The organism is Belliella alkalica, assembly GCF_022549785.1.
GTDB lineage: Bacteria > Bacteroidota > Bacteroidia > Cytophagales > Cyclobacteriaceae > Belliella > Belliella alkalica.
Genome location: NZ_JAKZGO010000002.1, coordinates 318397 through 343189 on the forward strand (window position 1 = coordinate 318397; position 24793 = coordinate 343189).

General features: G+C 36.8%; 17 protein-coding genes. 11 read left to right on the top strand and 6 right to left on the bottom strand.

The window, feature by feature from the left end; genetic code table 11:
• The first annotated feature begins 68 nt into the window (after positions 1-68).
• The 4 genes from MM213_RS03530 (at position 69) to MM213_RS03545 (ending at position 3029) form a co-directional block, all read left to right on the top strand.
• Positions 69-461, top strand: a complete 393-nt coding sequence (locus tag MM213_RS03530) for a DUF1573 domain-containing protein (protein WP_241410127.1) — start codon at positions 69-71, stop codon at positions 459-461.
• Between the two features lie 237 nt (positions 462-698).
• Positions 699-1643, top strand: coding sequence for a hypothetical protein (locus tag MM213_RS03535; RefSeq protein ID WP_241410128.1), 945 nt, complete (start codon positions 699-701; stop codon positions 1641-1643).
• Between the two features lie 162 nt (positions 1644-1805).
• A complete protein-coding gene (locus tag MM213_RS03540; protein WP_241410129.1) occupies positions 1806-2513 on the top strand; it encodes a DUF2071 domain-containing protein in 708 nt (235 codons plus the stop codon).
• Between the two features lie 45 nt (positions 2514-2558).
• Positions 2559-3029 carry a hypothetical protein gene (locus tag MM213_RS03545; RefSeq protein WP_241410130.1) on the top strand — a complete coding sequence of 157 codons (471 nt, stop codon included), beginning with the start codon at positions 2559-2561 and terminating at the stop codon, positions 3027-3029.
• 215 nt (positions 3030-3244) lie between these two features.
• Here MM213_RS03545 and MM213_RS03550 read toward each other — a convergent pair whose 3' ends face one another.
• From MM213_RS03550 to MM213_RS03570, 5 genes are all read right to left on the bottom strand, one after another.
• Positions 3245-3952 (bottom strand): SGNH/GDSL hydrolase family protein, encoded by a 708-nt coding sequence (locus tag MM213_RS03550; RefSeq protein ID WP_241410131.1) that lies wholly within the window; start codon positions 3950-3952, stop codon positions 3245-3247.
• A gap of 1 nt (position 3953) precedes the next feature.
• Positions 3954-4997 carry a S66 peptidase family protein gene (locus MM213_RS03555; protein WP_241410132.1) on the bottom strand — a complete coding sequence of 348 codons (1044 nt, stop codon included), beginning with the start codon at positions 4995-4997 and terminating at the stop codon, positions 3954-3956.
• 563 nt (positions 4998-5560) lie between these two features.
• Positions 5561-6874, bottom strand: coding sequence for a D-alanyl-D-alanine carboxypeptidase (locus tag MM213_RS03560; RefSeq protein WP_241410133.1), 1314 nt, complete (start codon positions 6872-6874; stop codon positions 5561-5563).
• A 6-nt stretch (positions 6875-6880) separates the two neighbouring features.
• Positions 6881-7264 (bottom strand): DUF423 domain-containing protein, encoded by a 384-nt coding sequence (locus tag MM213_RS03565; RefSeq protein WP_241410134.1) that lies wholly within the window; start codon positions 7262-7264, stop codon positions 6881-6883.
• A gap of 380 nt (positions 7265-7644) precedes the next feature.
• Positions 7645-8313: a YggS family pyridoxal phosphate-dependent enzyme gene (locus MM213_RS03570; RefSeq protein WP_241410135.1), complete on the bottom strand. Its 669-nt coding sequence runs from the start codon at positions 8311-8313 to the stop codon at positions 7645-7647.
• A 103-nt stretch (positions 8314-8416) separates the two neighbouring features.
• Between MM213_RS03570 and MM213_RS03575 the strand changes: the two genes are divergently transcribed.
• The 3 genes from MM213_RS03575 to MM213_RS03585 are packed head-to-tail and all read left to right on the top strand — an operon-like array spanning position 8417 to position 11263.
• A complete protein-coding gene (locus tag MM213_RS03575; RefSeq protein WP_241410136.1) occupies positions 8417-9967 on the top strand; it encodes a GH3 family acyl-acid amido synthetase in 1551 nt (516 codons plus the stop codon).
• Positions 9964-10608 carry a LysE family translocator gene (locus MM213_RS03580; protein WP_241410137.1) on the top strand — a complete coding sequence of 215 codons (645 nt, stop codon included), beginning with the start codon at positions 9964-9966 and terminating at the stop codon, positions 10606-10608. Before MM213_RS03575 ends, MM213_RS03580 begins: the two co-directional genes overlap by 4 nt.
• Before the next feature lie 46 nt (positions 10609-10654).
• A complete protein-coding gene (locus MM213_RS03585) occupies positions 10655-11263 on the top strand; it encodes a DUF6992 family protein (protein ID WP_241410138.1) in 609 nt (202 codons plus the stop codon).
• A gap of 458 nt (positions 11264-11721) precedes the next feature.
• On the opposite strand, the gene ald is transcribed toward MM213_RS03585, so the two are convergent.
• Positions 11722-12840 (bottom strand): alanine dehydrogenase, encoded by a 1119-nt coding sequence (gene ald / locus MM213_RS03590; RefSeq protein ID WP_241410139.1) that lies wholly within the window; start codon positions 12838-12840, stop codon positions 11722-11724.
• Between the two features lie 442 nt (positions 12841-13282).
• Between ald and MM213_RS03595 the strand changes: the two genes are divergently transcribed.
• From MM213_RS03595 to purL, 4 genes are all read left to right on the top strand, one after another.
• Positions 13283-15700, top strand: a complete 2418-nt coding sequence (locus tag MM213_RS03595; RefSeq protein WP_241410140.1) for an alpha-ketoacid dehydrogenase subunit alpha/beta — start codon at positions 13283-13285, stop codon at positions 15698-15700.
• Positions 15701-15871: 171 nt separating this feature from the next.
• The gene (locus MM213_RS03600; protein WP_241410141.1) at positions 15872-17917 is read left to right on the top strand and encodes a DUF3858 domain-containing protein; all 2046 of its coding nucleotides are present in this window, start codon (positions 15872-15874) and stop codon (positions 17915-17917) included.
• Positions 17918-17919: 2 nt separating this feature from the next.
• A complete protein-coding gene (locus tag MM213_RS03605; RefSeq protein WP_241410142.1) occupies positions 17920-19839 on the top strand; it encodes a DUF3858 domain-containing protein in 1920 nt (639 codons plus the stop codon).
• Positions 19840-20458: 619 nt separating this feature from the next.
• A complete protein-coding gene (gene purL, locus MM213_RS03610; protein ID WP_241410143.1) occupies positions 20459-24142 on the top strand; it encodes a phosphoribosylformylglycinamidine synthase in 3684 nt (1227 codons plus the stop codon).
• Positions 24143-24793 lie beyond the last annotated feature (651 nt).

A 24793-nucleotide genomic window follows, 5' to 3' on the forward strand; every position in this document is an offset into this window, starting at 1 on the left:
GAATGAATATTAAAGAATAATATTTGAATATCAATAGAGAAAATAACAAAATAATAAAAAATAGATCAATGAAAAAGTTAGTATTATTTATGGTGATGGCATTTTTCGCTATTGCAGTTCAAGCTCAAGAGAAAAAAGATGGAGCGGAGATTATCTTCAAAGAAAAATCAATCGACTTCGGAGATATTACCCAAGGTGACAAGGTAGAGCATACCTTTGTCTTCGAAAACACTGGTAATGCACCTTTAATCATTTCTAATGTAGCTGTGACTTGTGGATGTACAGCACCTAACTGGCCAAAAACACCTATCGCACCTGGAGAAAAAGGTGAGATGAAAGTAGTATTCAATTCTGCTGGAAAAATGGGCAAGCAAAACTCTGTAGTAAGGGTTTACTCAAACGCCGCAGAACCAATCGAGAAAGTATCCCTAATCTCAAACGTCCTTCCAAAAGGAAAGTAATAAAACCGAAAATCATTAAAAAAGCAGACTCGTAATTGGGTCTGCTTTTTTTTGTGTTTACTTGAGAAAAATGAGAATGATTTTGAATGAAATTATTTAGATTTAAAGAACCTCTCGCATCGATAGGGGATTGGTCGTGAAATTGGAAACCAAATAAATTTAAAGTCCTTGTTGCACAGCCTTTTTCTTGAGGAAGAAAATTTACTTTTCTGCCAAAGTTAGAAAAACGACACACTAATGCTAAGAAAAATTAATATCACAATTTTACTATTGGTAAACTCCTTTATAGGGTTTGGACAAGAGTTCGCAAAAGAAAAGACTAGAAGTCATATTCAAGTTGAAGGAACAAATGTTTTTATGGTGCCACCATCTTTGTTTGAATCTTCGAATAACTTTAAAGGTTTCCAAAATCCTATTGACCAAACAGCAATGATTATGATTTTGGAAATTCCAGGTCCATTTTCTGAGGTTCTGAAAGGATTTGATCCCGAAATGCTAAAATCCCAAGGGATGGAGATAATCAGGAAAAGCGAAATTATAGTATCTGATTTGGATGGATTACTTATTGATATTGACCAATCCGTAAACGGAATGAAATTTTCAAAGCAATTGGTTGTTTATGGAAATGAAAAATCAAGTACACTTATTAACGGAACTTTTTTAAAAGATTCACTACAATTAGGTGAAAGAATAAGACAAAGTATTTTAACAACTTTTGTGGATTCTGATTTGATCAGCAATCCAAGAGAAGCTTTAAATTATTCTTTGAACGAAGAATCCGGTTCATTGAAATTTAATTATGTAATTGGAAATGGGATGTTATTTAATCGAGACTTAAAAATTCCGACCGAAAGTCTTGATAAAGCAACACTTTTGACGGAAAAATCTTTTGACAAAGTTGAAATTAAAAATCAAAAATTATTTTGTATTTCAAGAGTCAAAAAATACCCAAAAGATTTTTCTGTAATTCCGAGTAAAGGGATTAATGAAATCCAAATTGACAATCTACATGGGTTTGAACTTTTTGCAAAAAACAATGACAATGAAAGTGAAGAAATGTATCAAGTTATTTTGTTTGACGAAAATGGAGGGTATTATCTTTTTTTAGGAACGTATCTAAAGGATAGCAAAGATGCAGTTTCTGACATAAAAAGCATCGTAAATACGTTTAAACGAAAATAATGGCATGGATCCTAAGCAATGTATGCGAAATTGCTGAAAGACGTTTGAAGAGATAGTTTAGTTATTGAATAATGGTTTGGTTGATTGGGCAGGGGTTGCTTTCGAAATCAGCAAACTTTCAGATATCAAAGCTAAATCCAATGGTGAATAAATTAAACAATAATGAAAATACCCAATATTCACGGATATATTGACAGAAGAATATTAATTAACTTTACAGCTGATCCAAAAGTGGTAGAGAAGATTGTTCCTTTCCCTTTTAGACCTAAACTTTACAAGGAAAAGGCTATCATTGGAATTTGTTTAATCCGACTTAAGAATATAAAACCAAAAGGGCTTCCAGACTTTATTGGGGTTAACTCTGAAAATGGTGCTCATAGAATAGCTGTAGAGTGGGAGGAGTTGGGAAAGATAAAATCAGGAGTTTATATTCCTCGAAGAGACACTTCATTAAAACTAAATACGCTTGTTGGCGGAAGGATATTTCCAGGGAAACATTATCACGCAGAATTCAATGTTGAGGAAAATATGGGGAATTATCATATTGACTTTAAAAGCTCTGACAATACCGAAGTTTTAATTGAAGCTTCAGAATCAAAGGTATTTAGTGATAAATCAATTTTTGAAACACTGAGTAATGCTTCTGACTTTTTTGAAGTTGGAGACCTTGGTTTTTCGCCAAAGAAAGATAAATTTGAAGGACTGAGACTGAAAGTTTATAATTGGGAAGTTCGACCACTTGAGGTTCAGAATTTTAAATCAAGCTTTTTGGATAATGAAAAAATTTTCCCAAAAGACTCTGTGAAATTCGACAATGCGTTAGTAATGACTAGTATTGAGCATGAGTGGATTAGCCAAAAATTCAAATAGAGTTAACTATTTTAATCTCGAAAAATCAAGAGGCAAATAAATATCATGGAAAGTAATAAGAATTACCATTATTTTTTTAAGTATGTATTCCTTGGAGCAGGATTTATTCTGTTGAAAACATCTTTTGTTTCTTGGTTTTTTCCACAATTGATACGGATGAATGGTGAGCAATTGTCTCAGGATTTATTTGTAACTGTTGTTTTTGGATTGATTGGGTTCGCAATGATTCTAATATTTTTAACTATTAAGGATAAATTCGTTATGGCAAGATTAGGTAGTCAAACAGTGACCTTAAAGAAGAGTGATTGGGAATTGAAAACAAATTGGATGGATGTAGAGTCTATCTCCTTAATTCAGTTTGTCTATCCGCCTTTGTATAAGATAAAAGTTAAAGGAAGCGAAGAAACCTATTGGTTTAATACAGAAAGTCAGTTCATGAAATTTGGAGGTGTAATCAATGACTTGAGCGAGATGGGAGATTTGGTTAAAAAAAAGAAAAGAGAGTTGGGGATATAGTAATCTAAATTTAATCTTATGGCTGGACTAATTGGTATTAGCCATTCGGATTTTTTCATTTTGAATTTGAAATTTCGATTATTTTGAACAGCGAAATTCCTTTTTATTGATAATAGGGTTTATGTTAAGTTTAGACAAATTCTTTTCTTTTGATGAAGAATGACTAAAAGTAATTAAATAAAAAAACCTCTTTTATTCTTCGCAGTTATATCATCCTAAAACTCCATCCCTCTCACTACTTCCACAAGACCCTCTGCCCAATGCCTGTAGATCATTCCACTTGGATGGAGATTGTCTGAGACTACTGACTCAGGTTTCATTCCGTGGATTCTATAGTGCTCAGTGATGTCAATATAGGCGATTCCAATTTCATTACAAATAGCTTTTTTTGCTTGGTTGTAAAGGTCTATTTCTTGAGCTACTTTATCCTTGTCAGCGCTTTTATCTGCAGCAAAAGGAGTGACACCCCAATCTGGAATAGAAATAACTACCACATGATTTTTATCTCCTTTTGCAAATTGAATCGCTTTTTGAAGTAAGTCTGTAAATTCTTCCCTATAATTATCAATGGTCCTTCCTCTATATTGATTGTTGACTCCGATAAGAAGCGTGACCAAATCAAATGTTTGACCTTCAATACTTGCATCTTTTATACCTTTTGCCAATTCATCAGTTGTCCAACCTGTTTTTGCAATGATTTTGGGATTGTCAAACAGAAGTTTGTCATTAGAAAGTATCTTTATGGCTTGATTTGGATAGCGATCCGCTACATCAACACCTTCACCAATTGTATAAGAATCACCCAATGCTAGGTAAGTAAGTTGCTTGTCCATAGAAGAGTTTTTTGTTGGGGTATTTACTGCCGAACAGCCAAATTGAAAGAGAATCAGTGTAATTATCAGGAAATATGGGATATTTTTCATCTTATCCGAATATTGGTTCTAAGAGCGAAATCGTCCCTTGATCAGCGTCTAGTGATACTTTTGCACCTACTGGTACTATAAATTGCTTAGGAATATGACCGATCATGGCACCTTTGTATGCAGGAACACCCAGAGGAAGAATATAATCATCCAAAACATCATCCAAAGTAAGCGATCCATATCCGCCCGACGGCGTACAATCTGTGCATTGACCAAATACAAAACCTTTGATTTGTTCCAATGTGCCATTGAGCTTTAAGGTACTAAACATGCGGTCAATCTTGTATGGATCTTCACTGATATCTTCTAAAAACAAGATGCTATCTCTGAAATCGGGTAGGTAAGGGGTTCCTGAAAGTGCTGTCAAAACGGTCAAGTTTCCACCAAGAATTCTGCCTTCTACTTTTCCAGAAATCATAGGAATTGTTCTGTTTGCTTTCACCACCAAATCGTCGCTTTTGACAACTTCATTTTGAAAAGTTACTTTTTCTTGATTGAAGAAAACATTTTCAAATTGCTGAACATTGAAATTGTTCCAGCTTCCAGTTCCATTTGGCCCATGGAATGTGATCAGCCCCGTTTTGGCATGAATGGCAAGATGAAGCGCTGTAATATCCGAATATCCCAAAAGCGGTTTTGGGTTTTGTCTGATCATTTCGTAATCGATCATTGGGAGAATTCTTGCTGCTCCAGACCCACCTCTGATACAAATAATTGCCTTTACCTCCTTATCTGCAAACATGCTGTTTAGATCTCCCGCTCTTTCTTCATCCGTCCCAGCAAGGTGACCTCTTCTGTTTTTAAGGTTTTCGCCCAATTTTACTTTTAACCCGAGAGCTTCCAACGCTTCCTGTGCAAACATAAATTGTATCCTTTCAGCTGTTGCAGCTGATGGGCTGATTAAACCAACTGTATCACCTTTCTTGATTGGTTTGGGAAGAAGTAAATTTTCATTTAAGAAACTTGTATTTTTCTCTGTCAAAGAAAGAAAAGGAAAAGCCCCAAGTGAAAGACCCAACGATTTGATAAAATTTCTCTTGTTCATAAAAATGTATTTTATTTTAAATGATTATTCGCAATCATGCCATTAATCAATTACACGATTGTTTTTTGGCAAACTGATACTAATAGATATTGGATATTTATTGATATTGGTTCGAAATCACAGGTTAATTCAATTATTTAGATTCTATTGGTATGAAAACGGCTAAAGATATTATTAAACCTATTTAACCAATCACCAAATAATTAAATATGATTATCCGCAATGACATCAGTGGGTGAATTTCCCAATAAAATCATGCTGATAATCGTTATTTACGCCACGGCGCACATGGGTTCTAGGTTGATTAGTTATTAGTGTATCAATTGACTTAAAATATATCAATTTACTTGGCTACCGGTAAGAAAACGGACATAGATATAATTAAATAACCAACCTACCTTCCCCCACAAGCACCCAATCCCTCAATAACTTAATCCCCTAATTTCCCAATCTCCCAGTAACCTAATCACTCAATCCACTAATCCTCCAATCACCTAATCATTAATCACCAATCCCCCAATAACTTATTTCCACTCCCTAAACTTTAGACTGCTGACAATAAACTAATAGTTATCCCTTATAAAGACCAAAACTTTTTCCATTTCGGTCCTTATCTCGCTGGCTTTGTTCAAGTAGTTGTTGTTGTAAAAGGCAAAAGCATAGTATCTGTTTGTTTTTGACTTGATGATTCCAACTAAAGCGTGGTTGTTGCTCAAAGTGCCGGTTTTCGCAAATACATATGGAGTTGGAGCTTTGTAATTGTTTTTCAAAGTTCCGTTGATTCCTCCTTGTGGGAGTAAACTCAGCAGTTGATCTCTTGGTATGGCTTTGTCAATTTTTTCAACCAATCTCACCATGCTTCTTGGAGTGAAAAGATTGTGGCGAGATAGCCCAGATCCATCTACCCATTTTGGTTCGTCAGGAAGATCTGTCAGATATGTCTTTTGAATATATTCTATTGTTTTTTCATTGTTGAGTTCTCCAAAAAGCTCGTCAGAAACCATCAAAAGAATCTGCTCAGCAATAAAATTATCACTTTCCTGAAGCATCTCTTTTTGCAGTGGCCTCAAAGATCCACCACTGAAAACCTTGCTGTTGGTCGGTAGGGGAGTGTCAACCAATTCCACTGGTTTTTGAAGTATATTTCTCAACAGAGAAACGCTCACTTCCGGTGAAGTGACAAAAGGGACAGTAGGTGCTGGGTGAGTGAATGTTTTTGGATTATAATAGAATGTGTTGCTATGAAAATCTCTTCTAACTGAATTGAAACTGGATTTTTCATTTGTCAGCAATTTTGAGAAATCAGCGATATTACCAATTGGGGATTTGTTGACATTTTTGAAAGTGACGACATTTCCATAAATAGGAAAGGGTGATCTTTCGGCCGAATAGGCATAATTATAATCATCCCATTCCCAACCATATCCAAATGGAGTATCTTTCCAATTGGCATCTGAAAAGTGAATTTTACTGTATGGCTTCAAAAATTCTTCGATTTTAGGCTGCGGAAGTATATCGTATTTCCAAGAAGGATCGCCAGAACCCCAAATTGTAATTTCGTTGCCATTGGTGACATAGCGAAAGGTATTCGTTTTGTTATTCAACACCATCAGCGAAGCATAGAATGTAAATAGCTTTGTAGTGGAAGCAGGAATGAAATTCATGTGGCTGTTTCTTTCATAATGCACCCATTGACTATCCAAATCATACAGCATGAAGCCACTGTGATGGTTGTCAAAAAAAGAATTGGGACCCAATAGTTGATGTAGCCTTTCGTAGCGATTGCTTAAACTATCTTCCAAATGCCCGTATTGTGCCGAGCTTTCGAAATTGAAACTAAAGAGAAAAAGAATGATTAAAAAAGGAGTTCTTAACATATTGATTTATTGATTTATAGACCTTGCTCCCAAAAATAGGAAAATCCATCCTAATATAAATGCCACACCACCCAGAGGAGTGACGGCACCAAGCCAAGTAATTCCTGTAAGTGAAAGGAAGTACAATGATCCAGAAAAGATAACTATTCCAATCAAAAATAAGAATGCTGCTGAGCTAAAATATTTTGCTTTTGGAAAATTAATGATCAATATGCCAACGATAGCCATGGCAATGGAATGATAGAAATGATATTTTACACCAGTTTCAAAAGTATCTATTCGACCATTTTTTGTAAGGATTTCCTCCAAGCCGTGTGCTCCAAAAGCACCAATCCCCACTGCCAATGCTCCAAATATTGCCGCGAGTTGTATGTATTTTGTGTTTTTCATTTTTCAATAAGTTGTAATGTTTGAATGCTGTAAAGTTGGAAGGAAAGAGATTTTGTGTTGTTCAAGTTTTTTTATCTGTGGATTTTTTCAACTGTATAAAGTACGTTGTACCAAGTTCCGAGAAGTTCACATCTGTCACATTCTGGTTTCATTGATGCTTTTTTTATATTTACATCTTTATTTTAGAGGATAGTCATTTCGATGGAAGGAGAAATCTCATACTGAATTTCATACCCCAACTTCAACTTTCCAGTTTCAAATAGGGACGAGACCTCCCCGCAATTCTGCGGGGCAAGCTTCTTCCGAATGCTTTCGGGATCGAGGTGACTTAGTCCTGTCTTGAATCTCGCTTCTCGCGTCTAATATCTCACTTCTCACATCTAGCTTCTTCCTCCAAAGATCGCCGAACCGATCCTCACCATAGTGCTTCCTTCTTCTTGGGCAATAAGGTAGTCCCCAGACATTCCCATAGAGATTTCTTTCAGGTCAAAATTTGCTGGCAATTTAGTGGTCTTTAAATTACCATATAGGGATTTTAGACCTTTAAATTCATTTCTGATGATTTCTTCTTTTTCTGTAAATGTGGCCATACCCATCAAACCTATTACTTTGATGTTTTGAAGGGTGTTGATTTCTTCGCTTGAAAGCATTTCATCCAGCTCTTTTTCGTCAAATCCAAATTTGTTTTCTTCTTTGGCTATATGGATTTGAATCAGGCAATCTATCGTTCTTTCCGCTTTTTTTGCTTGCTTGTTGATTTCTTTGAGTAACTTAAATGAGTCCACTCCATGAATCAAATGTACGAAAGGTGCGATATATTTGACTTTGTTGCGTTGCAAATGACCAATCATATGCCATCGTGTATCTTCTGGCATTTGCGGATATTTATCAGTCAATTCTTGAACTTTGTTCTCACCAAAATCCCTAACCCCAGCGTCATAGGCTTCTTTCAGATCTTCGATCGGTTTGGTCTTACTCACTGCTACGAGAAGGCATTCTGTATTCGAAAATGTTTTTTTTATTACAATTAAGTTTTCTTTTATACTCATTACTTTAATTTTGACAATTATTTACTTTTAACCCAAATTTGGTTTTAGCGTTAGAAAGAGAAATTTTGATGCATTAACCCAATTTTAACCACTAAACAAAGATATGGCTATATTAGGTACATTACTAAAAAAAGGGATCAGATTAAGGGAATCTCTTGAACAAGAGGGAAGCACTCCCATAGAGCTCCAAAAGCAAACATTGCAAAAACTCCTGATCAAATCAGCCAAAACTGAAATTGGAAAAAAGTATGGTTTTGGGGAAATTTTGAAGAGTTTCAAGAAGGAGAGCCAAGAGTTCTACTCAAGTTTTTCCAATAGTGTACCGATTTACGATTATGAAAAAATATACAATGAATGGTGGCATAAATTAAAAAATGGAGAGAAAAATGTGACTTGGCCTGGCTTTATCAGGTATTTTGCATTGAGTTCGGGTACTTCTGGGGCTAGTTCGAAGTTTATACCAATTTCGAAAGATATGGTCAAAGCCATCAGAAAGACTGGGGTGAGACAAATTTTGACACTTTCCAAATATGATCTTCCCGATAATCTTTACACTAAAGGAATTCTGATGCTAGGTGGAAGTACCGATTTGGAGTTTAATGGTACATACTTCGCAGGAGATCTGAGTGGGATTACCACTGGAAGATTGCCTATTTGGTTTCAAAGATTCTACAAGCCAGGAAAAATGATCGCCAGAAACAAGGATTGGGGTCAAAAACTCGATCAGATTGTACAGAATGCACCAAAATGGGATATTGGGATCATTGTGGGAGTTCCTGCTTGGCTACAAATCCTTATGGAAAAGATCATCGCGAAATATGAGCTAAAGACCATTCATGATATCTGGCCAAACTTGCAGATTTTCGTTCATGGAGGAGTTTCTTTTCAACCATATCAAAAAGGTTTTGAAAAGCTGTTGGCCAAACCATTGATTTATATGGAAACCTATTTGGCATCGGAAGGTTTTATGGCTTTTCAGGCTCTTCCGGATAGGAAATCAATGCGTTTGGTATTGAATACAGGGATTTTCCACGAATTTATTCCTTTTAATGATCAAAATTTTGATGCCAATGGAGAAGTGAGAGAGAATGCCCAGACATTGAATGTAGATCAAATTGAAGAAGGAAAGGAATATGCACTGTTGATCAGTACATGTGCTGGAGCTTGGAGATATTTGATTGGCGATGTGATCAAATTTGTATCCAAAGAGGAAAGCGAAATCATCATTACTGGACGAACCAAACATTTTTTAAGTCTTTGTGGGGAGCATTTGTCAGTAGATAATATGAACAAAGCCGTGAATCTATTGGAAGATGAATTTGATATTGATATCAGGGAGTTCACAGTTCTTGGGAAGCCGCATGGAAGTCTGTTTGCCCATCATTGGTATTTTGGGACAGAAGACAAGGTTGATCTCGAGCTTTTGAAAGTGAAGTTAGATGAAGTTCTCAGTATGCTCAATGACGATTATGCTGTGGAGAGAAAGCATGCATTGAAGGATGTCAAGGTAAATTTGATTTCTCCTTCATTATTTTATGCATGGTTGAAGTCCGAAGGAAAAGAAGGAGGACAAAATAAATTCCCTCGTGTGCTCAAAGGTGATAAGATGACATCTTGGTTACATTTTTTGGAAGAACAAAATAGCGATCGATGAGTATTCAAGCATTGTTGGAAGGTGTCAGCATGGGCTTGTTATTGTCTGCGATGATAGGCCCGGTGTTTTTTACCTTGATCCAGAATTCTATTCAGAATGGTTTTAGAAATACAGCTGTTTTGGCATTAGGGATTTTGCTCAGCGATTTGGTATATGTCTTGGCCACTTTTTTCAGTGTAAGTTTGTTTGCCGAAAATCCATACTTTGAAGTAATATTGGGATATGCGGGAGCATCGGTATTGATTGGGTTTGGGATAGTTACTTTTTTCAAGAAAGTAGTGCAAAGGCCAAATACTGGAGGAATAATTATCACTAAACCCAAGAAAAGAACTGCTTTTATGAAAGGCTTTAGCATCAATGGGATCAACCCATTTGTGTTGCTTTTCTGGATTTCGATAGCTGGAGTGGTCAACCTCAAGGATTCATTTGCAGATATTGATGTCTTCCTGTATTACTTCGGGATTTTATTCGTAGTTTTTGGTATTGATCTGCTCAAAGCCTTTGTTGCCAAGCAACTTAAACCTTTTGTTACTGAAAAATTCATGGTCAATATGAATAGGGTAGTAGCTGTGATTTTGGTGATTTTCGGATCAAGATTAATTTTATTTGCTTACGAAAAGCAAGTGCTTTTGGGAGGTTGATTTCAAACAATTTTCTACCAAAGTACTTTACAAAATAAAAAACGCTATGCAAAAGGAATTTAATATTAAGCCAGCAATTTTATTGATCCTTGTATTTTTGATTTGTGTCTCTTTTGCGAATGCACAAGATATTCCCTCACAGTTGACTGAATTCAATCAAGTGAGGATAGATTACAACAAATCTGGGATGATGATCTTGGGATCTTGGGCGGTTGGAAATATAGTTTTGGGTGGAGTGATGGCAGGAAGAACATCCGGAGAAACCAAGGCTTTTCAACAGATGAATATGTATTGGAACACAGTTAATTTAGCCATAGCTGGATTTGGATATTATTCTGCAATGAAAGAATCGCCAAGCTCAGAATTTTGGGAGACCCTCCAAGCCCAACACGGGATTGAAAAGATTTTATTGGTAAATGCAGCTTTGGATGTAGCATATATAGCTGGAGGCTTGTATGTACTTGAAAGAGGTAGGAGATTGGATAAGGATCAATTAAAGGGCTTTGGAAAATCAATAATGCTTCAAGGGGCTTTTCTGATGAGTTTTGATGCTATCAAGTACGCTTTTCACAATGTCCACGGCAAAGAGCTTCCTACAATCGTAGAGAATTTGGCATTTACAGGAAATGGCTTTGGTTTTGTGATGAATTTTTAGATTAAAGTTAGATTTGAGACGCAAGATATGAGACTTAAGACTTGACAAAGAAATGAGAATATGCCCTGAAGAACCTGTCCCGAATCCTTATCGTGAGGCAACTGATATTAACATTGGTTTGAACCCAATGCAATTGTAAATATTTGAGTCACTTTTGCCCTGACGAGGCAATTGAATGGTCATCGGAAATAAAGAAAAATCAAAAAAAAAATGTCAACTATTTTCCACACATAACACATATTTCCATTCTCTCATATCAAAAAAGCCACCTGATTTTCATCAAGGTGGCTTTTTTTAACTTTTATGTATATCTGCTTTTAAACCAGTAGCCATTTGAAATATTGTTAGAATTTCATTTCAATCAGCTGACTGTTGTCAATTTACTCGCATAATTATAAGTGATATATTCACCTACTTTAGTCGTTGCAGATAATTTTATTACTTTTTACTTCAGCGAATTAGTCAGCCAAATATTTTGATACAGGAACATAATCTAGGTTAAAAGCTTCTGCTACTGCTTTGTAAACAATATCGCCATGGATTACATTCAGCCCTGGTACCAACTCAGGGTTTTCTTGGGCTGCTTTTTTCCATCCTTTATCTGCAAGTTGGATAGCATAAGGAAGAGTTGCATTGGTAAGTGCAAGTGTAGAAGTGTAAGGTACTGCTCCAGGCATGTTTGCCACGCAATAATGAACTACATCATCGATTACATAGGTAGGGTTTTCGTGCGTAGTTGGCTTACAAGTTTCAATACAGCCACCTTGATCCACAGCCACGTCTACTAGTACAGCACCTTTTTTCATATCTGTCAACATATCTCTAGTGATCAAGTGAGGAGCTTTAGCACCAGGGATTAGTACAGCACCAACGATTAGATCTGCATCTTTGATCATTTCTCTGATGTTGAATTCATTGGACATCATCGTCTTCACGTTGGCAGGCATAACATCGGATAAATATCTCATTCTTTGTAAAGAGACATCCATGATAGTCACATCTGCTCCAAGACCTGCAGCCATCCAAGCGGCTTGTGTTCCCACGATTCCACCACCCAAAATGATCACTTTGGCAGGAAGTACACCTGGTACACCGCCAAGTAATATACCTCTTCCACCCAATGGTTTCTCAAGATAATTTGCTCCTTTTTGGATTGCCATTCTACCAGCCACTTCAGACATAGGTACTAACAGTGGTAAGCTTCTATCAACCTTCTCGACAGTCTCGTATGCTAAACATACCGACTTGTTTTCGATCATCGCTTTAGTTAAAGGCTCATACGAGGCAAAGTGAAAATATGTAAATAATAATTGATCTTCCTTGATCAGTTTGTATTCAGGTTCAATTGGTTCTTTGACTTTCATGATCATCTCAGCTATTGCATATACTTCCTCTATAGTAGGAAGGATTGCAGCGCCTGCTTCTGTATATTGATCATCAGTAAAACCACTACCTTCTCCTGCTGTATGCTGTACAAATACGGAATGGCCTCTTTTTACAAGCTCTTTTGCACCCGCAGGGGTCAATGCTACCCTGTTTTCGTTGTTTTTAATCTCCTTAGGAACACCTATTATCATGTCATGTAAATTTGGGTTGAAATAATTGTGACAAATATAATAATGGAATAGGATTCTAATTCAAATTCAGTGTACTTATTTTGATTCGAATATGAAATTGATGTCAATTTGAAATTTAATTTTATCAATCGATGAATTTCTAAATTTAATTTTAAAATTAAGATAATTTAAACTTAAAATTTTGATATTTTATTTCTATCATATTACACTGTAATATACATTGGTAATATAGGTATATCATGTTTAATTAATTTTGAAAATAATGCTTATACAGAATTTTATTTTTTTTAAAAGATTTTTGATAATTATATTCAAAATAAATTATTGATTTTATCTGAAATTATTCTGTCTGTGAGTTTGTATAGATAACAAAATTATTTATTTTTGAAATACTTGGACAACAAGCGCAATGACCCAAATTAGCTTTAAAGATTACAAAATTATGACAGAGGTGGCAACATTATCTAAAAATAGAAACCCTAAAGCTCTAAATAAGGAGCAGTTATTAAATGATTACCGGATTATTCAAGAAAGCCGTCAAGCTTCTCTTATGGGGAGAAAGGAGGTTTTCATGGGGAAAGCAAAGTTTGGAATCTTTGGTGATGGAAAGGAACTCGCTCAGCTTGCTATGGCAAGATATTTTAAGAAAGGTGATTTCCGTTCTGGTTACTACAGAGATCAGACTTTTATGTTTGCCATTGATCAGTTGACTGTCAAAGAATACTTTGCGCAGCTTTATGCCCACACGGATGTAGAAGCAGATCCAGCATCAGCAGGAAGATTGATGAATGGACATTTTGCCACCAGATCTTTGAATGATAACGGAACATGGAAAAATCTGGCTGAGATGAAAAATTCTTCTGCTGATATTTCTCCAACAGCTGCCCAAATGCCAAAGCTATTGGGATTAGCTTATGCTTCTAAGTTATTTAAAGAAAATAAAGATCTCCACGAACTTAAGGAGTTTTCTGATAAAGGAAACGAAGTGGCATGGGGAACCATCGGAAATGCTTCAACATCTGAAGGGATGTTTTTCGAGACCATCAATGCTGCTGGCGTACTTCAAGTTCCAATGGTAGTTTCTGTATGGGATGATGGATATGGCATTTCTGTTCCAAATGAATATCATACTACAAAGGGAAGTATTTCTGAAATTTTGAAAGGCTTGCAGAGAAATGATGACCAAAAAGGTTATGAAATTTTTGTAGTGAAGGGTTGGGATTATGAAGGTTTGGATAGAGCTTTTGAAAATGCAGCAAGGATAGCACGTGAAGAGCATGTACCTGTGATGATCCATGTCATAGAAATGACACAACCTCAGGGTCATTCAACTTCCGGATCACACGAAAGATACAAATCAGCAGAAAGACTTGAATGGGAGAAAAATCATGATTGTATATTGAAGTATAGGGAATTTTTAATTGAGAAGGGAGTAGCAACACCGGAAACTCTAGACAAGATCGACCTAGAAGCAAAGCAATATGTGAAATCCGAAAAAGAAGCTGCTTGGAAAGCTTTTTCTGAAAGCATAAAAACCGAGTTGACAGAGGCGGTTACTTTAATAAAAGAGGTGGCGGAAAACTCATCGAATAAAGCTACAATTCTTCAAGTTGCTGATGAATTGAGTAAAACGATGAATCCAATACGAAAAGATGTTGTAAGCTCTGTAAGGAGAGCCTTATGGCTTACTAGGATGGATTCAGAAGGAATTAAATCTGACTTGAAATCATGGTATCTGAATCAACAAAAGCTAAACGAAGATCGCTACAACAGTCATTTGTACAGTCAGTCAGATTTTAGTGTTGAAAAAATTGAGGCACTATCTGCAAGTTATGATGAAGAGGCTCCATTGGTAGATGGAAGGGAGATTTTGCAGGCTTGCTTTGATTCTATTTTGGAAAGAGATCCAAGATTTTTTGCATTTGGTGAAGATGTAGGGAAAATTGGTGATGTAAATCAGGCTTTTTCTGGACTACAGGCGAAGCATGGCGAATTGAGAGTGACAGATACAAGTATCAGGGAATGTACCATAATTGGTCAAGGGCTTGGAGCAGCACTTCGTGGTTTGCGCCCAATGGCTGAGATACAGTATTTAGATTATATCTATTATGCATTGATGACTTTGGCAGACGATGTCGCTTCTTTGCAATACAGAACCAAAGGAGGTCAAAAAGCACCATTGATAGTTCGAACAAGAGGTCATAGACTTGAAGGTGTGTGGCATGCAGGTTCACCAATCGGAATGTTGCTTCATTCACTTCGAGGAATGTTGATTTGTGTTCCAAGAGATATGACACAAGCAGCGGGTATGTACAACACCCTTTTGGAGGCCGACGAACCTGCTTTGGTGATTGAGTGTCTGAATGGCTATAGATTGAAAGAAAGAATGCCAAACAATATCGGGGAATTTAAAGTGCCTTTAGGTATTCCTGAGATTTTGCGAGAAGGAACTGATATGACAGTGGTTACTTATGGATCCATGTGCCGTATCCTTATGGAAGCTGCCTTGGAACTGGAGACTATGGGAATAGATATCGAAGTGATAGATGTGCAGACATTGTTGCCATTCGATACCACAGGAGTGATAGGAAAATCCATAGAGAAGACAAACAGGGTTCTTTTTGCAGACGAAGATGTTCCGGGTGGAGCTTCCGCCTTTATGATGCAGCAAGTTATAGAAGATCAAAAAGCATATTACAAATTAGACTCTGAACCTGCTACACTTGCAGCTAAAGCTCACCGTCCAGCTTATTCATCCGATGGAGACTATTTTTCCAAACCATCTGTCGATGATGTTGTTGAGAAAATATATGGAATGATGCATGAAGTTAATCCATCAAAATATCCAAGTATCATTTAAAAATAAATTTTAATTAGAGAAGCCAGCAATTGACTATTGCTGGCTTTTTTTATCTCTAAATTTTTCGAAAATATTCCAGTTAATTAAAATTTCAAATAATTAATTTTAATATAATTATTTGCTATTTGATATTTAGTTTTTAGTATTTACTTTACGTAAAAATTAAATTTTATGAATAGAAATTCTACACTAGTTATTCTTTTGCTTGTTCTTTTTTCTATAAAATCAGAATTTGTAAATGCACAAAATGAAGCTTTAAAATTTGGAAAGATTCCAGACGAGCTTGTTGCCATGAAATCTTACGACAAAGATCCTGAAGCTGAAGCATTGGTCTTATCTCACTATGGAGAAACAAAATTCACTTTCAATGCATCTAATGGTTTTGTAATCAATTACAAAATCCATAAAGTAGTGAAGGTTTTGAGTCAGGACGGAGTAAGGTTTGCAGATATGACTATTCCATATTATAATATTTCAGGCAGAACAGACAAGGTTTTTAATGTAAAAGGTTTTGTTTACAATGCTTCTGAAGATGGGAAGGTTACAAAGGAAAAATTAGGTAAGGAAAATATATTTGATGAAAAAGCTAGCTCAGTTTTTCATCTCACAAAGATATCAATGCCGAATGTCAAGGCAGGATCGATTATCGAAATTTCTTATGAAATCAACTCTGATTTATACAATTATATGCGTGAATGGGAGTTCCAAGATGAGATTCCTACTTTATGGAGTGAATATAAGCTCGAGCATCCTGAGTATTTTTCATATTCCCAAATCAGTCAAGGTGGTTCGCCATATAGTATTAACAGTAAATCTACTGCTGCGGGGAGGGTTAATTGGGTAAGTTCTGAAAGAGTAAACAATAGATATACTGTAACAAATGAAACAACCACTAACGCTGTAGATTTTACTAACCACCTATATCATTGGGCTGCTGCCAATGTGCCTGCCTTGAGACCGGAACCATATGTAGATAACCCTAGGAGTTACGCTACTAAGGTCGAGTTTCAATTGAAACATATTCAATTTCCAAATAGTGCAAGACAAAATGTGGCTCCAAGTTGGGAACTTATGTCAGAAGAATTACTAGTCGACGAAGATTTTGGAAGGTTGTTGGGTAGAGTGAAATTTGCCAAAGACATAGTCCCATCCTTGATCCAAAATTCTTCTACTGATGAAGAAAAAATAGCTGCAATCATGGATCACATCAGCTCCAAAGTGGTATGGAACAGCAAAAGAGGGATTTATCCTACAAAAAGCTTAGAAAAAGTATATGAAGAAGGAAATGGTAGTGTGGCTGATATCAATTTTATCTTGATAGCTTTCTTAAGAGAAGCTGGATTGAATGCGAATCCTATAGTTAGTAGCACAAGAGATATTGGGTTTCTAAATCCGACAAATCCCTTGATGTATAAATTGAACTATGTCACCGCAGCAGTCAAGTTGAATGACAAAGAAATAGTACTTGATGCCACAGATGGCTCTTTACCAGTTGGAATGACACCAACGCACGTCATAAATCTAAATGGATGGGTAGTAAGCGATCAAAATTCACATTGGATCGATATGAAAAATTTAAATCCAATCAGTGAAACTTCGATGATAAACATCTCCATTGATCAGGATAAACTTTTGGTAGATGTAAGCAAAAGGATCGTAGGATATAAAGCTGCCCAATTGAAAAAAAGTCTTTCTAAAAATGGTGAAGATAAATTTTTAATTGAGTTTGAGGATATGTTTAAGGATTGGGAAGTGATAGATGCAAGCTTTGAAAATGCAGAGAACAGACATTTACCTTTCGTTGAAAAGTATAAGCTATCTGGTAATTCAGGACTGGAATTGTCGGGAGATTATATTTATCTAAATGTTTTTGATGACCTGTATCTTTCCGAAAACCCATTTAAGCAAGACTCAAGGCAATTTCCTATTGATTTTGTTTACGGAAGAAAAAACAATGTAATTATGTTTATCGATGTTCCTGAGGGGTTTGCTGTAGAGGAGTTGCCGCAGTCTTCAGTAAGTTATTTTGAAGAAAAAGACATTGTGTTCTCCTACATGTCAAGTATCCAAGCCAACGGTAAAATTCAAATCAATTTTATTTATCAGGTGAATCAAACCTTCTTTAGACCTGATAAATATGATCAATTGAAAGAGTTTTACAGTGCAATATCTGCCAAGCAAAAACAAATGATTGTTTTCAAGAAAATTGCAGAATAGAAATGAGAAAAGTTATTATCGTTTTTGTATTCCTATTATTTGTTGCTGTTTCAGTTTCCTTTGGCCAAGATTACAGTATTGTAAAGATAAAACCAGAATGGATCAAGGAATCTTCCGCAGTGGTTCGTATGTCAGATGAATCTAACATAGTAGATGATCAAGGTAGGATCTCCAGAAAAGTTAAGGTTGCGTATACGATTTTAAATTCTGAGGCCAATTCATTGGCAGAGATGGAAGTGGGATATAGTAAGGGGATTTTATTTAAAAATCTTTCTGCCATCGTTTATGATGCAAGTGGGAAATCAATCGCTAAATCAAAAAAATCTGACATCAAAGATTATAGCAATTTCAGTTCTTTTTCAATTTATGAAGATAATAGACAGAAAATTTTAGATATGAAGCAGTACAAATTCCCCTACACTGTGGAATTTGAATACGAAGTGCAGTATCCAAATTTGTATTACATTTCTTCATGGTATCCACAACCGATGCCTATGGTACCGGTGGAATCTGCAACTGTCACCTACTTGTATCCACAGGATAAAAAGATCCGTTTTTTCTCGAAATCAGCAAATATAGACCCGGATAAAAAGCCCAAGCTCGAAAATAATTTATTGAAATCTGAATGGGCACTTTCCGATTTGGGTCCAATCAAAGCTGAACCCATGATGCAGCAAGGAGAAAATTTCATTCCTATTCTTCATGCCGCACCTACATACTTCAGCTATGATGGATTTGTAGGGGACCTTAGTTCGTGGGAGTCCTTTGGTGCTTGGATTTATCAATTGAATAAAGGAAAAGATGTGCTTTCAGCTGCTACAAAAGCAAAAGTACAGGAATTAACGGCTGATGTAGATTCTGATATTGAAAAGACAAAGGTTCTTTATCAATATCTCCAAAAACAAACAAGATACGTAAGTATTCAGCTTGGAATTGGCGGTTTAATGCCTTTTGAGGCTTCTACAGTCGAGAAATATTCTTATGGAGATTGCAAGGCCTTGTCAAATTACATGGGTGCATTACTCAAAGAAGCAGGGATCAAAAGCCATTATGCATTGATTCACGGTGGCGCTAGAAAAAAAGCCACTTATGAAGAGTTTCCAAAACATTATTTTAATCACGCCATCCTAGCTGTACCTATCGCCAATGATACCATTTGGTTGGAGTGTACTAGCCAAACCAACCCTTTTGGCTATCTGAGTGATTTCACGTCGGATCGTTATGCACTGTTGATTTCTGAGGAGGGTGGTGTACTTGCAAAAACACCAAAATATGGTGTGGAAGAAAATAGACAAACGATCAAAGCCAAAGTGACCTTGAATGAAAATGGATCTGCAAATCTGAATCTATTCATGTCTAATGAAGGCCTACAATCTGAAAATTCAAATCTGCTTTCTATCTATAATCAATCAAATGAACAGAAGAAAAAGTGGTTCAACGAAAATATTTCCCTTCCGTCTATGGAGGTGTCTGATCTGAATTTCAATTATGTAGACAAAGGTTTGTATCCACAAATTGATACAGAAGCAACAGTTGTTTCCAGAAATTTTGCAAATGCATCAGGGAATAGGATTTTCTTGGAAGTAAATAAGTTAAATGCATTTTCATCAGGATTGAGGATGTCAAGAACAGAGAGAAAATTTGATTTTGAAAGAATCATGGGCTTTGTCGATGAAGATGAATTTGAATACCAAATACCTGAAGGATATCAAATTGAAGGTGTTCCTGAGAAAATCAATCTTGAAAATCAGTTTGGTAACTATCAGGTTGAATTCCAAAATGATGGGGGAAAACTCATTTACAACCGAAAGTTTGTTTTAAATGACGGAGTCTTTCCCGCAAATCAGTACAATGATTATGTGGCTTTTTTGGATCAAGTCGAAAAAGCTGATAAAATTAGGGTGGTTTTGGTGAAAAAGTAAGACTTCATCGCAGATTGACACGGATATAACGCTGAGGGAAAATTTCCAACCATTTAGTGAAGACTTTTGCGTCTTTTTACATTCGTAGTGTTCCTTGTGGTGAAGTTTTTTCACCACAAAGTTCACAATGGTTTACCCAAAGGTCGCTTAGTGTAGGAAAGATAAATCTTTGATTTAAAGTCCATGGGGTAACGTTATAATTCTAGTATTAATGTTTGATTTAGATCATTATCTAATATCAATTGATAACTTGTCCGCCTCTGGTGGATCGAAATGAATCAAGGAGAACTCTCTTCTCAAATTACTGGTGTCATTCCGTATAAACAATTTACCTAATTCCCTTATCTAAAACCCTAGTCAACCTTAAAACTTTAAAACTTTGAAACCTTCCAACTTTGTAACCTTCTTCTCTACAGATTTTTATTCTTTCAATTTTAAAATCAAATCCAGATGCAATAAACTCAATTGCATCAACCTAAATCAATAGGCTGTCAGTCTTAATCAAAAATCTAAAAATTTTATAATCTTTCAATTTTCCAATCCTCATTTCTTCTTTATACTTTTCAGGCAATTGTGTACCTTTGGGACTTCTTAAAAAAAGACATCCAAAACTCAGGACATGATTCTCTTTTTCCAATCCCCACAAGCGGTTATTTACGCAGTACAATCAAAACATCCAATTCAAAAATCTGATATTGAAAAATTAATTTGGCTTTTTGGCGAAGCCGAAGAAATCAAGACAGATAAAGTCTCAGGGAAATTTGCTGGACCTCGCAAAGAGATGATCACTCCTTGGTCAACAAATGCCGTAGAAATCACCATCAACATGGGAATACAAGGCATAGTCCGAATAGAAGAGTATTTTCCACTTGCCGACAATGACAGCATCGATCCAATGCTGCAGGCAGCTTATAATGGGTTGGATCAGGATATCTTTGATATTCATGTAGAGCCTGAAAAAGTCGTAGAAGTAAAAGACATCAAAGCATATAATTTATCTGAAGGTTTGGCATTGAGCCAAGAAGAGGTGGATTACTTAGAAAATGTCTCCAAGCAATTGGAAAGACCTTTGACAGATTCTGAGGTTTTTGGATTTAGCCAAGTGAACTCAGAGCATTGCAGACACAAAATCTTTAATGGCTCTTTTGTCATTGATGGAGAAGAAAAAGAAAAAACACTTTTTCAACTCATAAAAGAAACTTCCAAAAGACATCCAAATAGGATAGTATCCGCTTACAAAGACAATGTAGCCTTTGTAAAAGGGCCAAAAGCGCAGCAGTTTGCGCCGAAAACACAGGATAAACCTGATTTTTTTGAGCCAGAGACAATAGAAACAGTCATTTCCCTCAAAGCTGAAACTCATAATTTCCCAACCACAGTTGAGCCATTCAATGGAGCTGCTACAGGTGCTGGAGGAGAAATTAGAGATAGGATGGCAGGAGGAACTGCATCTATCCCATTGGCTGGAACAGCAGTTTATATGACTTCGTATCCACGATCTGAGAAAGGTAGAAGTTGGGAAAAGGATTTGTCTGAAAGAAAATGGCTTTACCAAACCCCAATGGATATCCTGATCAAAGCATCTAATGGAGCAAGTGATTTTGGGAATAAATTTGGGCAGCCATTAATTTCTGGTTCTGTTTTGACATTCGAGCACGAGGAAGATGGTAAGGCGCATGGTTTCGATAAAGTGATCATGCTAGCTGGTGGTGTAGGTTTCACTAGAAGTCAGTATAGTAAGAAAAATGATCCTGAAAAAGGAGACAAAATCATCATCATGGGTGGTGATAATTATAGAATTGGGATGGGAGGAAGTGCTGTCTCTTCTGTGGCGACCGGTGAGTTTTCCAATGCCATCGAATTGAATGCCATCCAAAGGTCCAATCCTGAGATGCAGAAGCGTGTCATGAATGTGATTCGTGCCATGGCTGAATCTGACGAAAATCCAATCGTTTCCATCCATGACCACGGAGCTGGAGGGCATTTGAATTGTCTTTCCGAGTTGGTGGAGACTACAGGAGGAACGATCCATATCGACCAATTGCCAGTGGGCGATCCAACACTTTCTTCCAAAGAAATCATAGGTAACGAATCCCAAGAAAGAATGGGATTGGTCGTAGGAGAGAAAAATCTGGAACTACTACAGAAAATCTCTGCCAGAGAAAGAGCTCCGTTTTATGTAGTAGGTGAGACTACAGGAGATATGCACTTCAAATTCGAGAATCAAAATACAGGAGAAAAGCCAGTTGATTGGAATCTTTCATACATGTTTGGCAGCTCACCGAAGACAATATTAGAGGACAACTCAGGAAATGCAATTTTCGCTGAATCAGAATATGAAGTTCAGAATCTAAAACAATATATTTCCGAAGTACTTCAACTCGAAGCTGTGGCTTGTAAAGATTGGTTGACAAATAAAGTCGATCGCTCTGTGACAGGTAGAGTTGCCAAGCAGCAGACAGTAGGGGAGATTCAAGTTCCTTTGAACAATGTTGCCGTCATGGCGATTGACTTCACAGGCAACAAAGGCATCGCAACATCTATCGGTCACGCGCCAATAGCTGCTTTGGCAAATCCAGAGGCAGGATCGAGATTGGCAATTGCTGAGGCATTGACCAATTTGGTTTGGGCACCGATAGAGGATGGTTTGGCAGGGATTTCCCTAAGTGCCAACTGGATGTGGCCAGCCAAAAACAAAGGTGAAAATGACAGACTTTACAGAGCAGTGGAAGCTGTCAGTGAGTTTGCGATAGATTTGGGAGTGAATATTCCTACAGGAAAAGATTCCCTTTCGATGACACAAAAATACCCTGATGGGAAAGTTGTATATTCTCCAGGGACGGTCATTATTTCTTCTATTGGAGAATGTTCTGATATCAACAAAACTGTATCCCCGGACTTGAAGCCAATCGATGGCAGCAAGGTCTTTTATATAGATTTTTCAAAAGACACTCCAAAACTTGGAGGTTCCAGTTTCCATCAAACCCTCAATAAAGTAGGTTCGGAAACTCCTGATGTCGTTGACAATCATTATTTTGGTCAAGCCTTTATGACTTTGCAGAAGTTGATCGAAAAAGGAGAGGTCTTAGCAGGTCATGATATTTCTTCGGGAGGTTTGATTACTGCGCTTTTGGAAATGACTTTCCCATCTTCAAAAGTCGGGTTAACAGTGAAAACTGATAGGTTGGCTGGAAATGATATTGTGAAATCATTGTTTGCAGAAAATCCTGGAGTCTTGATTCAGGTAGCGAATCCAGAGAGAACAAGAGCAGTCTTGGCGAATCATGGCATAGATTACGTGGCTTTGGCTACTGTGAATATGACAGGAAAAGTTGAATTGACAGGCTTGGATATGGAGTTGGATGTTGCAGAAATGCGAGATACTTGGTTCAAGTCTTCCTATTTGTTGGACAAAAAGCAGTCAGGAGATAAGCTTGCTTTGGCGAGGTTTGAAAATTATAAATCACAGACTCTTTCTTATACATTTGATTCCAAATGGGAGGGTACATTTGATTCATTCAGCCTAAACCCATATAGAAAAGAAAAATCTGGAAAAACAGCTGCAATCATTCGTGAAAAAGGAGTGAATGGTGACAGAGAAATGGCATATTCGCTTTGGTTGGCGGGCTTTGATGTCAAAGATGTACACATGACAGATTTGATCTCAGGAAGAGAGACCTTGGAAGATGTGCAGATGATTGTTTTTGTAGGTGGATTCTCCAACTCCGATGTGCTAGGTTCTGCAAAAGGTTGGGCAGGAGCATTCCTTTACAATGAAAAAGCAAAGCAGGCATTGGATAAATTCTATGCTAGAAAAGATACATTGAGTTTGGGTGTTTGTAATGGTTGCCAGCTGATGGTTGAGTTGGGTCTGGTGACGCCAGAGCATGATGTCAAGCCAAAAATGCTTCACAATGAATCCCATAAATTTGAGTCATCATTTGTGAATGTGACCATTCCGCAAAACGAAACGGTGATGTTCAAAAGTTTGGCAGGCCAAAGACTGGGTGTTTGGGTAGCACATGGAGAAGGTAAATTCTCATTGCCGAAAGAAAAATCAGCTTATCATGTTGGTATGGAATATTCGTATGAAGCTTATCCAGGAAATCCAAACGGATCAGACCATTCAGTAGCAGGAATAGCATCTGCTGACGGAAGACACTTAGCCATTATGCCACATATCGAACGTTCCCTTAAGCCATGGAACTGGCCACACTATGCTACAGAAAGAATGGACGACGAAATCACCCCTTGGGTAGAGTCATTTGTCAATGCATTTAACTGGGTGAAAGAGAATGGTTGATCAGTTAATGGTTGATTGAGTATTAAGTGAAATAGTTATTGGTTGATTTGTTGTTAGAACTTTTCACTAATGTCTTTTTCATTAAGAAATACCTTAAGGTCTGTGTTCCCACAGGCCTTTTTTTACTTCTACTTCCAAGGTTTGTGTCCTCACAGACCTTTATTTTTTTCTTGAAGTATTTCATAAAATATGTGGATTGTGAGGATACAGTCCATGGGTAGATTATGAGGATACAGTCTATGGAGGCATAATGTAAGGGTACAAATCTTGGCTATTCATGGTCTAAATTCAACTCCTTCCGGAGTTGTTAGGGTGCGTTATTTGATTCTTTTAACCCCGAGTGGCGACTCGGGGCTAATCGAGATTTGTTCCCGTTCGGGAACGTTTGTGAGGAATACCAAATTGTTGATGTTGAATAGAAAGTTATTTTCCCATTTCGAAGGAGCCTTTCCCGCAGGATTGCGGTAAAATGAATCTTGATAAGCCCCATATTGCTATATGAAGATCAAAATTTAGAATTCCATGTGTAGTGTCAACTCCGAAGAGCCTGTCCCGTTTCGATGACTATCGGTACGGGAAGTTAAACCTTAATTAGTCCCACAATGTCATGTGGGGGTAAAAACGATCACGGAAATGCCCCCGTGAACTCCG